The 14,306-nt window shown below is 62.2% G+C and carries 13 protein-coding genes; 8 read left to right on the top strand and 5 right to left on the bottom strand.

Annotation, left to right across the window (positions count from 1 at the left end; translation table 11 throughout):
• Positions 1–32: 32 nt before the first annotated feature.
• The 8 genes from AC0L26_RS20590 to AC0L26_RS20555 all read left to right on the top strand — a co-directional run bounded on the left by AC0L26_RS20590 (position 33) and on the right by AC0L26_RS20555 (position 9,793).
• Positions 33–833 carry an N-acyl homoserine lactonase family protein gene (locus AC0L26_RS20590; protein WP_473634228.1) on the top strand — a complete coding sequence of 267 codons (801 nt, stop codon included), beginning with the start codon at positions 33–35 and terminating at the stop codon, positions 831–833.
• Positions 834–883: 50 nt separating this feature from the next.
• Positions 884–1,792 carry an NAD(P)-dependent oxidoreductase gene (locus AC0L26_RS20585; protein WP_473634227.1) on the top strand — a complete coding sequence of 303 codons (909 nt, stop codon included), beginning with the start codon at positions 884–886 and terminating at the stop codon, positions 1,790–1,792.
• A 32-nt stretch (positions 1,793–1,824) separates the two neighbouring features.
• Positions 1,825–3,213, top strand: a complete 1,389-nt coding sequence (locus AC0L26_RS20580; RefSeq protein WP_473634226.1) for an MmgE/PrpD family protein — start codon at positions 1,825–1,827, stop codon at positions 3,211–3,213.
• A 185-nt stretch (positions 3,214–3,398) separates the two neighbouring features.
• Positions 3,399–4,439, top strand: a complete 1,041-nt coding sequence (locus tag AC0L26_RS20575; RefSeq protein WP_473634225.1) for a substrate-binding domain-containing protein — start codon at positions 3,399–3,401, stop codon at positions 4,437–4,439.
• An 83-nt stretch (positions 4,440–4,522) separates the two neighbouring features.
• Positions 4,523–7,063 (top strand): ATP-binding cassette domain-containing protein, encoded by a 2,541-nt coding sequence (locus AC0L26_RS20570; RefSeq protein ID WP_473634224.1) that lies wholly within the window; start codon positions 4,523–4,525, stop codon positions 7,061–7,063.
• A gap of 39 nt (positions 7,064–7,102) precedes the next feature.
• On the top strand, positions 7,103–8,056 hold the full coding sequence (locus AC0L26_RS20565; RefSeq protein WP_473634223.1) for an ABC transporter permease: 954 nt from the start codon (positions 7,103–7,105) through the stop codon (positions 8,054–8,056).
• A gap of 11 nt (positions 8,057–8,067) precedes the next feature.
• Positions 8,068–8,784, top strand: a complete 717-nt coding sequence (locus tag AC0L26_RS20560) for an amidohydrolase family protein (RefSeq protein WP_473634222.1) — start codon at positions 8,068–8,070, stop codon at positions 8,782–8,784.
• Positions 8,785–8,815: 31 nt separating this feature from the next.
• Positions 8,816–9,793: a sugar-binding transcriptional regulator gene (locus AC0L26_RS20555; RefSeq protein ID WP_354491676.1), complete on the top strand. Its 978-nt coding sequence runs from the start codon at positions 8,816–8,818 to the stop codon at positions 9,791–9,793.
• Between the two features lie 43 nt (positions 9,794–9,836).
• Here the strand turns inward: AC0L26_RS20555 and AC0L26_RS20550 are convergent, their stop codons facing one another.
• Genes AC0L26_RS20550 through AC0L26_RS20530 form a run of 5 tightly spaced genes read right to left on the bottom strand, consistent with a single transcriptional unit; the run spans position 9,837 to position 14,171 of the window.
• Positions 9,837–10,514 carry a DUF1028 domain-containing protein gene (locus AC0L26_RS20550; protein WP_473634221.1) on the bottom strand — a complete coding sequence of 226 codons (678 nt, stop codon included), beginning with the start codon at positions 10,512–10,514 and terminating at the stop codon, positions 9,837–9,839.
• Between the two features lie 39 nt (positions 10,515–10,553).
• The gene (locus tag AC0L26_RS20545; RefSeq protein ID WP_473634220.1) at positions 10,554–11,843 is read right to left on the bottom strand and encodes an NAD(P)/FAD-dependent oxidoreductase; all 1,290 of its coding nucleotides are present in this window, start codon (positions 11,841–11,843) and stop codon (positions 10,554–10,556) included.
• Complete coding sequence (locus AC0L26_RS20540) at positions 11,840–12,499, bottom strand: VOC family protein (protein ID WP_473634219.1); 660 nt, start codon at positions 12,497–12,499, stop codon at positions 11,840–11,842. Before AC0L26_RS20540 ends, AC0L26_RS20545 begins: the two co-directional genes overlap by 4 nt.
• The gene (locus AC0L26_RS20535; protein ID WP_473634218.1) at positions 12,499–13,308 is read right to left on the bottom strand and encodes an ABC transporter permease; all 810 of its coding nucleotides are present in this window, start codon (positions 13,306–13,308) and stop codon (positions 12,499–12,501) included. The genes AC0L26_RS20540 and AC0L26_RS20535 overlap by 1 nt, the downstream gene beginning before the upstream one ends.
• Positions 13,305–14,171, bottom strand: coding sequence for an ABC transporter permease (locus AC0L26_RS20530; RefSeq protein ID WP_473634217.1), 867 nt, complete (start codon positions 14,169–14,171; stop codon positions 13,305–13,307). The genes AC0L26_RS20535 and AC0L26_RS20530 overlap by 4 nt, the downstream gene beginning before the upstream one ends.
• Positions 14,172–14,306 lie beyond the last annotated feature (135 nt).

Below are 14,306 nucleotides of genomic sequence, written 5' to 3'. Positions count from 1 at the left end.
CCACGGCGTCATGGCAGCGAAAGGAGGCACGCATGGATGACATCTACGAACTCTACGCGGTTCGCTACGGGCACCACGACCGCAATGCGGCGGCGAACTTCATCGGCGGCGATCCGCACGACGGACCAATGCCCCTCGACTATTTCGTCTGGGCCATTGTCGGCAGGACGCGGACCTTCGTGTTCGACACGGGCTATGACGCCAAGGTGGCTGAGAAGCGGCAAAGGCAGTTGCTGCGGCCGGTCGGCGAAGGGCTGAAGATGATCGGGATCGATCCGGACAAAGTCGAGGACGTGATCCTGTCGCATATGCATTTCGATCATGCCGGCAACCACGAACTGTTCCCGAATGCCCGCTATCATGTCCAGGACGTGGAGATGGCTTATTGCACCGGACGTTGCATGTGCCATGACTATCTGCGCCACCCCTTCGCCTATGAGGACGTGGCCAGCATGATCGCCAAGCTCTTCGCCGGGCGGGTGACGTTCCATGACGGGGTCTCTGAGATCGCCCCGAACCTCACCGTGCACCGTGTCGGCGGCCACTCCAAGGGATTGCAGGTGATCCGGGTGAAGACGGCGCGCGGCTGGGTGGTGCTCGGCTCCGATGCCTCGCACTTCTATGCCAATTTCGAGCAGAACCGGCCCTTTCCGGTGTTGGAGAGCGCCACCGACATGCTGGAAGGCTACGCCACGATGCGCAAGCTCGCGAGTTCGCCCAAACATGTCATTCCGGGCCACGACCCGCTTGTGCTGACGCGCTATCCGCCCGCGCTGCCGGGGGTCGAGGATATCGTGCGCCTGGATCTCAATCCGATTGCGGCAGCGCCGTGAGCATTCGCCCGCGGAGCTGAGCTGCACTGGCCTTCAAGCAGGAGATCACAATGACCAACTTCAAGCTGGGTTTTGCCGGCGTAGGACGCATGGGAACGCCGATGGTGCGACGGCTGATCGCCGCCGGCTACACCGTCACCGTCTACGATACCAACATCGTCGCCGTCTCCGCGCTGGCGGGAGAGGGAGCGGGCAAGGCCGCGACCCCGGCTGAGCTGATGAGCCTGTCGGATGTGGTGCTGTTGTCGCTGCCGACGCCTGAAATTGTGAACGCAGTCGCGCTCGGGCCCGATGGGCTTGCATCGGGGAAGGGGGCCAAAATCGTCCTCGACCTGTCGACCACTGGCCCGCGCACCGAGCGGCAGGTGGCAGAAGGTTTGAGGGCGGCTGGCATTACTACGGTCGACTGTCCGGTAAGCGGTGGCGTCGGTGGCGCCGAGAAGGGCACGCTGGCGATGATGGTCGCCTGCGACACGTCGATGCTTGAGACGGTGCGGCCAATCCTCGAAGTGCTCGGCAAGCCAATCCATGTCGGCGCAGAGCCGGGCATGGGGCAAATGATGAAGGTGATCAACAACCTCATGTCGGTGACGGCCCTGTCCATTGCTTCCGAGGCGCTGGTGCTCGGCACCAAGGCCGGGCTCGATCCCGACGTGCTGATCGAAGTGGTCAATTCGGGCAGCGGCAGCTCCAATGCGACGATGACCAAGATTCCGAAATTTGTCCTGACCCGCAGTTTCGATTTCGGCTTCTCGATCGGTCTGTCGGCGAAGGATATCCGGCTCTGCCTCGAGGAAAGCGACGCGCTTGGCGTACCGATGATCGTCGGCGGGGCGGTACGGCAACTTCTGACCGTGGCGAAGGGCGATCTCGGCGCGGATGCGGACCTGACCGAAATCATCAAGCCGATCGAGGACTGGGCCGGCGTTATCGTCGCCGGCGACAAGGCGAGGGGCTGATGCCTCGCAGTTCCAGATCGGAGACCTCGCGCATGAACGGCGATGTTCTACAGCCTTCCGCCGCAGGCCTCTCGCGCCGGCTCGCGGCCTTCGTACACCGCTCTCGCTGGGAGGACGTCCCGGAGCCAGTCCGCGCGCACGCGCTGAGATCAGTCTTCAATGGCTTTGGAACGGCGCTCGGCGGCTCGTCCGATCAGGCGGTGCTGCGGCTGACCGAAAGCCTGGCACCCTTTTCGGCCGGCGAGACCGCGACCGTCATCGGCCATAGCCAGCGAAGAGATGCATTGACGGCCGCTTTCCTCAACGCGGCGGCAATGAACGTCTTCGACTTCGACGATACCCACGCGGGAACGATCATCCATCCTACGGCGCCCGTCGCTCCTGTTGTCCTGACTCTTGCCGAAATCCGCCGGGTGAGCGGTGCGGAACTCCTCCACGCCTTTACTCTGGGGGTGGAGGTCGCCTGCCGTATCGGCAACGCAGTCTCGCCCAGCCACTACGACCGCGGCTGGCACATCACGTCGACATGCGGGATCTTCGGCGCCGCCGTGGCCGCCGCGAAGCTTCTCGATCTCAGCGAGAACGAGATCCTCTGGGCGCTCGGCAATGCCGCCGCGCAAGCTTCCGGCCTCGTCGAGACGCTCGGCTTCATGGCCAAGAGCACCGGCGTCGGCAATGCGGCCCGCGGCGGTCTCGCCTCGGCCCTGATGGCGCGGTGTGGTGTCGAAGGGCCGCCGCAGCCGCTCGAAGGGCCGCGCGGCTTCCTGAAAGTCTGCTCGGACCCGCCAAAGCCCGAATTGATCGAGGCAGGGCTGGGAAAGGATTGGGAGATCTTGCGTAACATGTTCAAGCCTTATCCTTGCGGAGTGGTGCTGAATCCCGTGATCGACGCCTGCCTCGCTGCCCGCGCCGACCGCAATTTCTCCGCCGACCGGATCGCAGAGATCGTCGTGCGCGGCGCCCCCTTGCTCAAGGCTCGCGCCGACCGGCCCGAAGTCACCACCGGGCGCGGGGCGCAGGTGAGCGCCCAGCATGCGGTCGCCGTCAGCCTGCTGCGCAGCCGAGCGGGTGCGGAGGAATTCAGCGATGCGGCGGTGAACGATCCCGAGGTAAAGGCCCTGCGCGCCAGGGTCCGCCCGGTCGAGATCGATGCCGGCACGCCGGTCGAAGCCGCTCATGTCTTGATCCGATATACGGACGGCTCTTCGGTCGAGGTGTCCGAGAGGGTCGCGACCGGCAGCCTCTCTCGACCGATGTCGGACACGGCGCTCAGAGAGAAATTTGCCGCGCTGGCGCGTTACGGTTGCCCGACTTTGGCGGCGGAGCCCCTTGCCGAAACGCTTTGGACCCTTGCCGACCTTACAGACGCTGGTGCTCTTCTGGCGCTGGCTCGACCTCACACTGAAGTTGCTTACACGTAACAGGTCCAAACCCGTGTCCGAAAGTGCTGGGGAGGCAGGGATACAGTCCCGGCCGGCAGCGGCTCAAGGCGGGGATCGAGGTCGCCGGCGTTTCCAAAAATACCGACCGGCATTGACATGGGGAGGTGTGCGAGCAATTATTCAGCTATCGATCAATTGATCGAAGGTGAGTTTGGGAGGAGACAATGAAGTTTCTGCATTTGATAGCGATGGCCACAGCCTTATTGGTGGCGGCACCCTCGAAAGGGGATGCACAAGACCTCGCAGGAAAAAAGATCGGCATAGCCGCACGCGAAATAACCAACGACTACAACCGCGACATCATCGCCGGCGCGACGAAGGTGATTGAGGCCGCTGGCGGCCAAGTGGTGGTTACCGATGGTGGAGCCGATCCGCGCAAGCACAATGAAAATATCGAAAACCTCGTCAACTCGGGCGTTTCGGGCATCATCGTGCAACTCGGCGATGCGCAGCAATTGGCGCCAGTCGTCAAGAAGGCCAGTGACGCCGGCATTCCAGTGGTGACAACGTCCGTGGGCGCCAAGACCGAAGGGGCGCTTGCCGATGTCGGCGGCGACGACGCTCTCATGTCGGCCATGATTAGTCGTGCGCTGTTGTCGAGCATTGACTACAAGGGGGACGTCTACGTGGTTTGGGTGCCGGGCGCGCCGCTTCTCGAGACGCGCAAGCGTATCCTGCAGGCGATCGCGGCCGACTACCCGCAGGTCAGGCTGCACGAGGTCCCCAGCGAACATAGCGCTGCCAAGGTGCAGACGCAGATGGAGGACATCCTGACCGCCAATCCGGAACCGGGATCGATCGCCGCCGTCTGGGGCGCTTACGATCTTCTTGTCTCGGGTGCGGTGGAAGCCATTCGCCGCAACGGTCGAAACGAGATCAAGGTCGCGTCGATCGATGGCGACCGGGTCGGCTTCCAAATGCTTCTCGACGAAGGGAGCCCATTCGTTGCGACGGTTGTGCAGGATGTGAACCGCATCGGCTCGCTGGCCGGCGAAATCATCATCCAGAAGCTTGGTGGGAAGTCAGATTTTCCAAGCACGCTCTTCACCGACGCCTGGCTGGCGACTCATGCCAACGGCGTGGCGGCGGCTGAGAAGCGTTGGGGCGCCAATGTCTGGGCCGATCTTGCCATCGACAAGGCCACCGTCGAAGGACGCTGGCCGCAGGACGGCGAGCTGCAGGTCGTTCATCCAGTCCTCCCGTGATGAACGCGCGGGGGGGGGGGGGGGCGCCGCGCCCCCCCCCCCCCCCCCCCCCCCCCCCCCCCACTCTCAAGAGTCAAATTACGATGTCGAACCAATACGATGCGATGAAACCCTCAGGCGCAACGATCCTCGAATGCCGATCGATCCGCAAGGAGTTTGCCGGGATCGTCGCGCTCTCTGACGTCTCGCTTGCTGTCGAGAAAGGCGAAATCCATGCGCTGGTCGGACAAAACGGGGCCGGTAAGTCGACATTGGTGAAAATACTGACCGGCGTATATCAGCCCGACGCCGGCACGATCGAGATCGCCGGCAAACCCATCCGTATGCGCGGCCCCAATGACGCCGAAGCCAACGGCATCGTCATCGTGCACCAGGATCAGGCACTGGTCGCCCAGTTCGATGTCACGCAGAACATCTTCCTCGGCCAGGAGCGCACAAGGGGCGCCGGCATCCTCGATTTTGCGACCATGCGCGCCGCCACGCAGGCCGCGCTCGATAGGGTGGGCGCCTCGTTTCCGCCAGACGTGCTGGTGGGGGACCTGACCGTCGCTCAGCGCGAGCAGGTATCGATCGCCGCGGCACTGATGCGCGACCCGCGTGTCCTCATTCTCGACGAGCCCACAGCATCGCTGAGCGAGGCTGAGTCGGAGCAATTGTTCCAGGTGGTGCGCGCGCTTCGCGATGGCGGCGTCACCATCATCTACATCTCGCACTATCTGGACGAGGTTCTGGATCTCGTTGACAGGGTCACCATTCTTCGAGACGGCAAGCTCGTTGCAACCCTCCCGGCAAACGAGACTTCGCGTGGTGACATCATCGGCATGATGGTGGGGCGCGACATCTCCCAGCTGTATCCCAAGGAGGAAGTAAGCATCGGCGAACCGATCCTGATCGTCGAGGGACTTTCGCAGGGCAACGCACTTGGCGGTGTCGATCTGACGCTTAGGCGCGGCGAGATTCTCGGCCTCTCCGGACTGGTCGGCGCGGGCAGAACCGAGCTCGCAATGGCACTTATCGGTGCACTGCCGCGAAGCGCCGGAACCGTCACCTTGCATGGCAAGCCTTCGACGCCGTCGTCACCGCGCCAGGCCAAGCAGGAGGGCTTTGCGTTGATCCCGGAGGATCGACGCCATGAGGGGCTGGTGCTCGACATGAGCGTGCGTGACAACCTCACCCTGCCGAACATCTCGCGATGGTCGGCGTTCGGGCTGCTCGATGTACGGCGCGAGAACCGGGATGCGGCGGAACTCGTGCGCCGGCTTGCCATCCAGCCCCCGCGTATCGGACAGATCGTGCGCTACCTCTCGGGTGGCAACCAGCAGAAGATCGTCATCGGCCGCTGGCTGATGGGTGATGCGGAGGTGTTCATTTTCGACGAGCCAACCACTGGCGTCGACGTGGGCTCGAAGGTTGAAATCTATCGGCAGATGGTCGAGCTGGCCAAACGCGGCGCGGCGATCATCTTCATCTCCTCCGATTTCGAGGAGATAGCGGGCATGTGCGACCGCGCCGCGGTGATGCACAAGGGCAGGATCAGCAAGTTTCTGGAGCGCCCCGAAATCGATGCCGCCGCGCTGCTGTTCTGGGCGTCCGGCAACACCACCCCGTCCTCCGCTGCAATGCCCGGCAACGCACATTCGCTGTCGGCGAACGACGGCCGCACCGACTGGACGATGACCAGCCTTCTCACCCGATGGGGCACCATCGCCGGAATGCTGGTAACGCTTGCGCTGATTGGCGTGGTTGCGCCACATTTCTTCAGCCCGGGCAATGTCTTCGACCTTTTGAAGCAGGGAAGCGTGCTTGGCTTTATCGCTCTGGGCCTGACGGTGGTGCTGATTGCCGGCGGTTTCGACATGTCGGCAGGCGCGATTAGCCAACTGGCGACGAATTTGGCGGCCGGTGCTCTGATCGGCGGCATGAGCGCGGCCATCGGTATTCTGTTCGGAGCCCTAGCCGGACTCGCCGCAGGGATGTTCAACGCGCTTGTGGTCCTGGTGTTTCGCATGCCCCCCTTCGTGGCGACGCTGGGAACCATGTTCGTGGCCATGGGCGCGACGCTCTTGTACAATGGCGGCCAGGCACTGACGCTGGCAAGCCAGCCCGGCTTCTTCTTCATCGGACAGGGTTATGTCGGGCCGGTGCCTTTCGTTTTCATCCTGCTGATTGCGTCGACGATCTGTCTGCACGGTGTGCTGCGCAGGACCCGGCTCGGATGGCGTATGTACGCGGTCGGTCAAAACCTGCCGGCGGCGCAATTGCGCGGCGTCGACCAGGCGCCCTACGCATTCGCCTCTTTTGCGCTTGGCGGTCTCATTCTTGGCGTTTCGGGTGTCGTGCTGGCGTCCTACAGCTACGGCGCCTCCGCGCTCGCGACCGGCATCGACTTTCTGATCAGCGCGCTGGCGGCAAGTTTCCTCGGCAGCACGCTGTCGCGCCGACGCGACCTCAACGTCATTGGGACCGTGGTGATTGCGCTCTTCCTGGCGTCGCTGTCCAATGGGCTGATCCTGATGGGGATATCCAGCCAGGCGCTGCCGGCAATCCAGGGCATCGTCCTCGTCATGGCGACAGCGGTGGGTGTCGTGCGTCGCCGGGAAATCGGCCAGGTTACCATTTTTTAAGGTGAGATGACCGTGGCCGCCACTCTGACACAGTCCAACATGAATAGGCTCATTGACTTTTTGCGCACCTACGGCCCCATCTTGGGCATGATCCTGGTGCTGGCGATCGTCTATCTGCTCAAACCGTCTTTCCTCAGCCCGAACAACGTCGCCAATGTGCTTCGTCAGAGCACCATTCTCATCATCCTTGCGCTCGGCCTGACAGTCGTGATGTCGATGCGCGGCGTCGATCTCTCAATCGCCCAGGTCGCCGACGCCGCCGGTCTGATCGCCGCTATCGCGATCATCAATCACTACCCGATCTGGGTGGCGTTCGCCGCGCCTGTCGCATTCGGGGTGATCATCGGCGCGGTCAATGCGGTGCAGATGGCATATCTGGGCATACCTGCCATCATCGGCACACTGGGCATGATGTTCGTCATCCGGTCAGGCGAACTCATGGCGACCAATGGCTCGGAGCCTCAGATCCTCTTCACGCTGCCGCGCGGCCTGACGGCGCCCTTCCTGTTTCTCGGGCAAGGATCGATAGGCGGCATAGGAGCGCTCATCATGCTAGCCACAGTGGTGTTCCTTTTCGTCTTCACACTGATGCGCTACACGCCGTTCGCTCGGCAGGCGCGAGCGGTCGGTAATAATGTCCGCGCCGCCTTCCTGGCAGGCATTGATATCCGGATGGTTTTCGGTGCGGGTTTCGTAGTGGCGTCGACCCTTGCCGCGATCGCCGGCGTCGCACTGGTTTCGCGCACCGGCATCGCCATGCCGCGCGGCGCCGAACCGTATCTGCTCGATGCGTTCGCCGCCGCCTATCTGGGAACGCTCGCTTCAAGGCGCGGTGAGATGAACGTGTTCGGTACATTGCTCGGCGCGCTCTTCATCGCTTTCATCGGCAACGGGCTTACGATCCTGGGCATGGGCGCGCCGTGGCGCTATGCCTTCAATGGCGGCTTGATCCTTCTCGCCATGGCGGTTGGCGGCCTGAAACGAAAAGAATAGAGGTCCTTCGCATGCTTGTCATTGATGCACACAACCATCTCGGAATCCGGTCGGGCGCACGTCAGACCGGCGCTGAACTGGTCGCCAAGATCGACGCAGTTGGTGTCGACAAGGCCGTCATGTTTCCTTTCGTTGAAGGCAATTTCAGCAATGAGCCGATCAAGGAGGCTTTCGACCAGTTCCCAGACCGGCTGATCCCTTTTTGCGCAGTAAATCCCTGGCAGCCGGACGCGGCCAATGAAGTTCGCCGGTGCGTCGTCGACTGGGGCTTCAAAGGGCTGAAGCTGCACCCGACGATCAATGGTTTTCATCTGTCTGACCCGACCCTGGTGGACCCCCTGTTTCAGGTGGCCGAGGAACTCGGCATTCCGATCATCGTCCACGGCGCCAGCGATCTCTACAACAGCCCACCCGAATTCGCGCTTATGGCGGCGCGCTTCCCTGCCGTGCAATTGCTGATGGCCCATATGGGCTTCTTCTGGTCGGTCGATCAGGCGATATCGTTCGCCCGGCAATATCCCAACCTTTATCTCGAAACGTCGCGGGCGCCGATCTTCGAGATCCAGACCGCCGTGCGCGAACTCGGTCCAGACAAGGTCATCTGGGGCACCGACTCGCCCTTCGTCGACTATGAATGGGAGTTCAAGAAAATGGAGCGTGCTACGGCCGACCACGACGGCTACGCCAAGATCGTCGGCGGCAACATAGCCAGGCTCTTGAACCTGTGATGCTGCATTATTACCGGTCTGGGCCGCGTTCATGAGTGACACCGGCGATCGTATCGACATGCACGGCGACCGCCGTATCGACCTCGCGGCGCGTGCCGCCTGGCTCTACTACGAAAAAAGCCGCACGCAGGATCAGATAGCGGCGCAACTCGGGGTGTCACGCCAGATCGTGCAGCGGTTGATCGCATTGGCCCAAAGCGAAAAGCTCATGCGGTTCCAGCTTATTCACCCGATGAGCGAGTGCATTGAGCTTGCCGAGAAACTGACCGACAGGTTTGGACTGCAGTATTGCGATGTTGCTCTCAATGAATCAGGCAATGTCGAGGATATCCCGTCCGTCGGTCTCCTGGCCGCCTTGTATCTGGAAAATTTGCTGCAGCAGAAGGCCCCGGTGACAATCGGTATCGGCAACGGCAAGGCGATGCGCGAAGTTGCGCGGCGCTTGCAGCAGATGAACCGGCCACAGCACAAATGCGTCTCGCTGATGGGCAATCTCACGCGGGATGGCCGCGCCAGTCACTACGATGTGGTCACCTGGCTTGCCGAACGCATCAACGCGCAGTGCTACCCATTGCCTATGCCGGTTGTGACCAATTCGATTGAAGAGCGCAAAGTGCTCCAGGCTCAGCCTGGCTATAAGATGCTGAGTGCACTTGTCGATGAGGCGAGCGTCCTGATGATGGGGATCGGTTACTGGGGGGCGGAAGCGTCGCTCCTCATGGACGGCTTCATCACACCTGCCGAGACACGCCAGGCAATGGAAAGGGGCGGCGTTGGAGAGTTGCTGGGCAGTGCGATCGACAGCCGGGGAAGACTGGTTGACGCGGATTATCATCCGCGTCTGACATCGTTCTCGCCGACGCCGTCTGTTTCGCGTCCGACGATCATCGTGGCTTCGGGCGCCAACCGCGTTCAGGCGGTCCAAGCAGCTTTCGCGGGGAGCTTGGCCAATGGACTGATCACCGACGAGAATACGGCGCGCTTGATCCTGAAAGATCAGCACCGGTGAGCGAAGCAGTCGAGTAGGGCGGCGGCGATGGCACAGCTTCGGGTTAGACCTGAAGAGGGCTGTTGATGAGCGGCTTCAACTCTGCCGGCCGCAGCACCTGGGTCACGAACCTGTCAACGAGCGGCTCATAGGCCCCCCAGAGCGCACGCAGGCCCGTCGCCGGATTTGGCACGAAATCAACTCTGAGATCGACCAGCGGCCAGGCATGTCGGTCGACGATCAACAGCGCTGCCGCCATCGCCGGCTGCGTCTCTCCTCCGGCAGCTACGCCAGCATCCAGCGCATCCAGCAGCCTTGCCGCAAAGCTTGCGCTCCGCGATTTTTCGTAGCCGCTCACCATTTTGGCTGTGACGCGATCGTTTGCCAGGAAATTGCCGACCGAGACGCAGGCGTCGCCCTCGTGCGCCGTGGCAATGGATTCTATTTTGGGACCGTTGAAAAAGGCGGTTCGCCCGTCGCGGTCGACCACCGAAAACTGTCGCAGATCCGGGTGCTCACTGCCGGCCACGAGGAGATTGACGACCTCGATCGCGGAAAAACCTTGGCTGAGGAGCTCGAGGCCCAATGGTCCACAGCGGATATCCGTTCGGTGCTGGGTTGCAACGACACCCGCACCAGCCCGCGCCCATGGACAGCGATTGCCGACGGCAATGCTGGAACTTGCAACCGCGATGCCAAACATGCCGGTTGCTCGATCGAATGCGGAAAGCGAAAAGGTCATGCTGTCTCCTCGCGCCGGGCCGCGCGTCATCTCGGCAGGTTAAATTTCGCGGCTGTCCTTGAAGCGGTACCAAGGCAGGATGAAGCGCGCGATGCGGGAGGTGATCGCGTGCAGCGGTACTGCGCGTGGCTCGCTTGGCTGCAAGGCGAGCTCATCGTCGGGCACGCCGTCAATGGCGTCGGCCAGCACTGGTGCCATCGCGCAAGCGAGTGCCAGCCCGCGACCATTGCAACCGACCCAGGCGCAGAGGCCGTCGGTGCGTCGGTGAAGATGCGGCAGCCTGTCGATGGTCATGGCGATTCGGCCGCCCCAGAAGAACTCCATTCGCTTCTTTCGAAGAGCTGGAAACATGTTGTGCAGTCGCTTTGCCACGAGGGCGGGCAGACGTCGTGACGCGCCGATTTGCAGCGCCAGCGCACCGCCGGAGACCAGCCGGCCATCGCGATCCTTACGGAAATAGCGAAGATCCATGCGGGTATCGGATGCGGCCTCATTGCTAGGGAGAATCCGGGTTGCAAGCTCCCCCAAAGGCTCGGTTGCTGCCTGATAAGAGGTCACCGGCACGATAGACCGGCGGAGCGCCGGCCAAAGATTGCCAGTATGCGCTGCTGTGGCGAGCGCAATCTTCGGCGCGCTCACCCTGCCTTCCGGCGTCTCGACCAGCCAGCCGTTTACCACACGTCCAATGCGCAATGCCGGGCTGCCTTCGAAGATGAAAGCTCCTTCCTGTGCCGCCGCCCGGGCAAGACCGAGGGTGAAGGCATAAGGGTTGATATGGCCGCCGCCGCGATGCTCCCAGCCACCATGATAACCGCCGGCGCCGAGACGCGCCTGCATGGCGTGCGAAGAAAGAGCAGCGGTCGGTGCGCCGACTGCAGCCCACTGCTTGGCAAGATCCGTAGTGCGGCGCGCGCGTCCTTCGCTATGGGCAGGCTGCAGCCAGCCGTTTCGGCAGGCATCGCAGTCGATGGCGTATTTATCGACAAGGGTGAAAAGCACATCGGCTGCGTCTCGCACCAGCGCAATGAGACGATGGCCTCTCTCGCCCGGCTCAAGAGCCCGGATCGCCGCCGGTCCATGACGCGTGAGGGCCGATATCACTTGGCCGTTGGCGCGCCCGGATGCTCCATAGCCGATCTTCGCTGCCTCCAGCAAAACCACCTTCCGGCCGCGCCGCACCAGCTCTAACGCGGTGGCCAAACCGGATATACCGCCGCCGACCACCACGACATCAGCCTCGATCTCACTTTGTAAGGCCGGCGCTTCGAAGCGCTCGCGCGAAAGCGCCATCCAGAGCTGCGATGGCTTGTCCAGGGGCCAGGAGGTCATTGGCCGACCACCTCGATTTCGACGCCGCATGCGCCGCGCAGATCGAGAGAGATTGGTCTGGGCCCCGTCAAGACCAGCCGGTTCCCGCTGCCTGAGGAGACGGCGACGCCGTCGTCGTTGAACGCGGCCGCAAGGCGATACAACGTGGCAATTTCCGGAACATCCAGGGATTGCAGGCCGACAGCGCCGTTCGGATGGCGCATGCTTTGCGCGGTCCACAACCTTTCGGCAGTATGATGCTGGCAGACAAGGCATTGCAGGCCAGGCGTCTCCGCTGGGTCGATCCGCACCACGGAAAACCGAAGCTCGCCTAGCGGCGTCTCTCTGGAAAAATGTCGGGTCTGCTCGATGGCTATGTTGGCCTGGGTCAGCTCTTTCCCGGAGGCGCTGATGTCGGTGCTGCGAAAAGCAAGACCGCGAATGCCCTGGCCCATGTCCAGGAGCGTGCGCCACGGAAGGTTGGACGGCGTTTCCGTCACTATTCCCATCAGCTCGATATAGGTCCCGTCGAGCATGATGCAGCGATTGGCCGTTCCCATCGCGGTGCTATGAGCGGCCTTCTCCGTGACGTGGAAGCCCGCTGCCTCGAATGCCTGGCCGGCACGGTCGAGGTCGGGAACCACCAGAACCACGTGATCGATCGGCAGATGCAGCATCAAGCGGAAACCGTCATCTTATCGATGCCGTAGAGACGATCGACCGCCAGCAACGCGATGACGGCCATGACCAGCTGCAATGTGCTGAGGGCGGCGATCGACGGATCGAACTGGTTTTCCATGTAGCTCAGCATGACGACCGGCAGCGTGTTGGTGCTGGCGCTTCCGAAGAAGTAGCTGATCGGCAGGTTGTCGAAGGAGGTGAGAAACGAGAACAGCGATCCCGCCATGATGCCCGGCCTTATCAGCGGCAAGGTAACGTGCCAGAACACCTGGAAGGGACCGGCACCAAGGATGGAGGCCGACTCCTCATAGGCTCTCGGAATCCCATGATAGACGCCAGCCACCGTGCGCACGACGTAGGGAAGGCAGACAACCGTATGCGTTATCAAAAGGGCAGTGAACGAAACGCCGATGCCCAGCCAGGACAGGAAGAACAGAGAGGCGAAACCGATGACGATCATCGGCATTGAAAGCGGCGACAGCAGAAACGTCATCACCGCGTTTGTCCAGCCGGCGCGCGAGCGCGCTAGTGCCAGGCAAGCCGGGACGCCGAGCAGGCAGGACAATAGCGTCGCACCGATCGCCACCTCGATGCTGACGATGAGCGCGTCTATGAAGGGCTGGTATTCGAAGATCCTCGCAACCCATTTCAGCGACCAGCCAGGGATCGGAAAGGCGATAAAGCCGGCGGACGTGAAGGAGACGACGACGACGACCAGGATGGGCGCAAGCATGAAGATGAAAAACAGAACGACGAAGGCGAAAAGCCAGAGATTGATCCAGTCCCTTTGTGCCTGACCCATCATGCTCCCTTTCGGCGCACGAGGCGCAGTTGAAGCCAGAGGCACAGAATGGCGATGACGAGCAGGATGGTGCTCATCGCGCTCGCCATTCCAAAATCGCGGGTTGTGTTGAACTGCTGATAAATCATAAGCGGCAGCGTCTGAAATCCGCCGCCGAGCAGCACCAGCGTTACGAAGCTGCCGTTGGCGATCATGAAGACGAGGATCGCGCCGGTGCCGACACCGTCGAGAGACAGCGGAAGGGTGACTTCCCAGAACGTACGAAACCGTCCTGCACCAAGGATCTTGGCGGACTCCTCGATGTGACGATCAAGCCCCTGCAGTACCGAGCTGATCGAGAGGACCATGAAGGGGACGAGGACGTGGACCAGCGCAGCAATGGCGATCTCGGGAGAATTCGTCAGCCGCAATGGCGCCGAAATGATGCCGAGTTGCTCGACAAGCAAATTGTTGACCAGGCCGCGGCGGGCAAACAGCACCTGCCACCCAAAAGTCCGCATGATGATCGACGTCAATAGCGGCGCGATCAGCAGGAATATGACCAAGCCGGACCATCTCCCCGCCTTGCGGACGAGGAAATAGGCGACCGGATAACCGATCACGATTGAAATGACCGTCACCGCCGTCGACAGCAGGATCGTTTCGGCGACCACGCGAAAATAGAATGGATCCGTCAACAGCGACACATAGCGCGACAACGTGAAGCCGCCGGTTTCCGCGTCCGCAAAGCTGCGCATGCCGTTGTCGATCAGCGGCAGCACAAAGAATGCCACGAGGAAAAGCACCACCGGAATAGCCAGAAAGAACGGCTTCAGCATCGGCTGTGCTCTCGCTCGCGAATTGGCAGGCGCCTTAGTATCGGCCATTGACTGTTTCCGATGCGAAAATCGTGGGGGCGGGGCCCCCCGGCGCGGCCCCCCCCCCCCCCGGGGTTTGGGCCCCGAACACCCCGGGACCCCGCCCCCCCCCAAAATGGGGCCAAAGGCCAAAGATGGGGAAAG

The sequence above is a fragment of the Mesorhizobium sp. WSM4823 genome (assembly GCF_055811195.1).
Note: the sequence above shows the minus strand (reverse complement) of the source record. Positions and strands in the feature narration are given on the sequence as shown.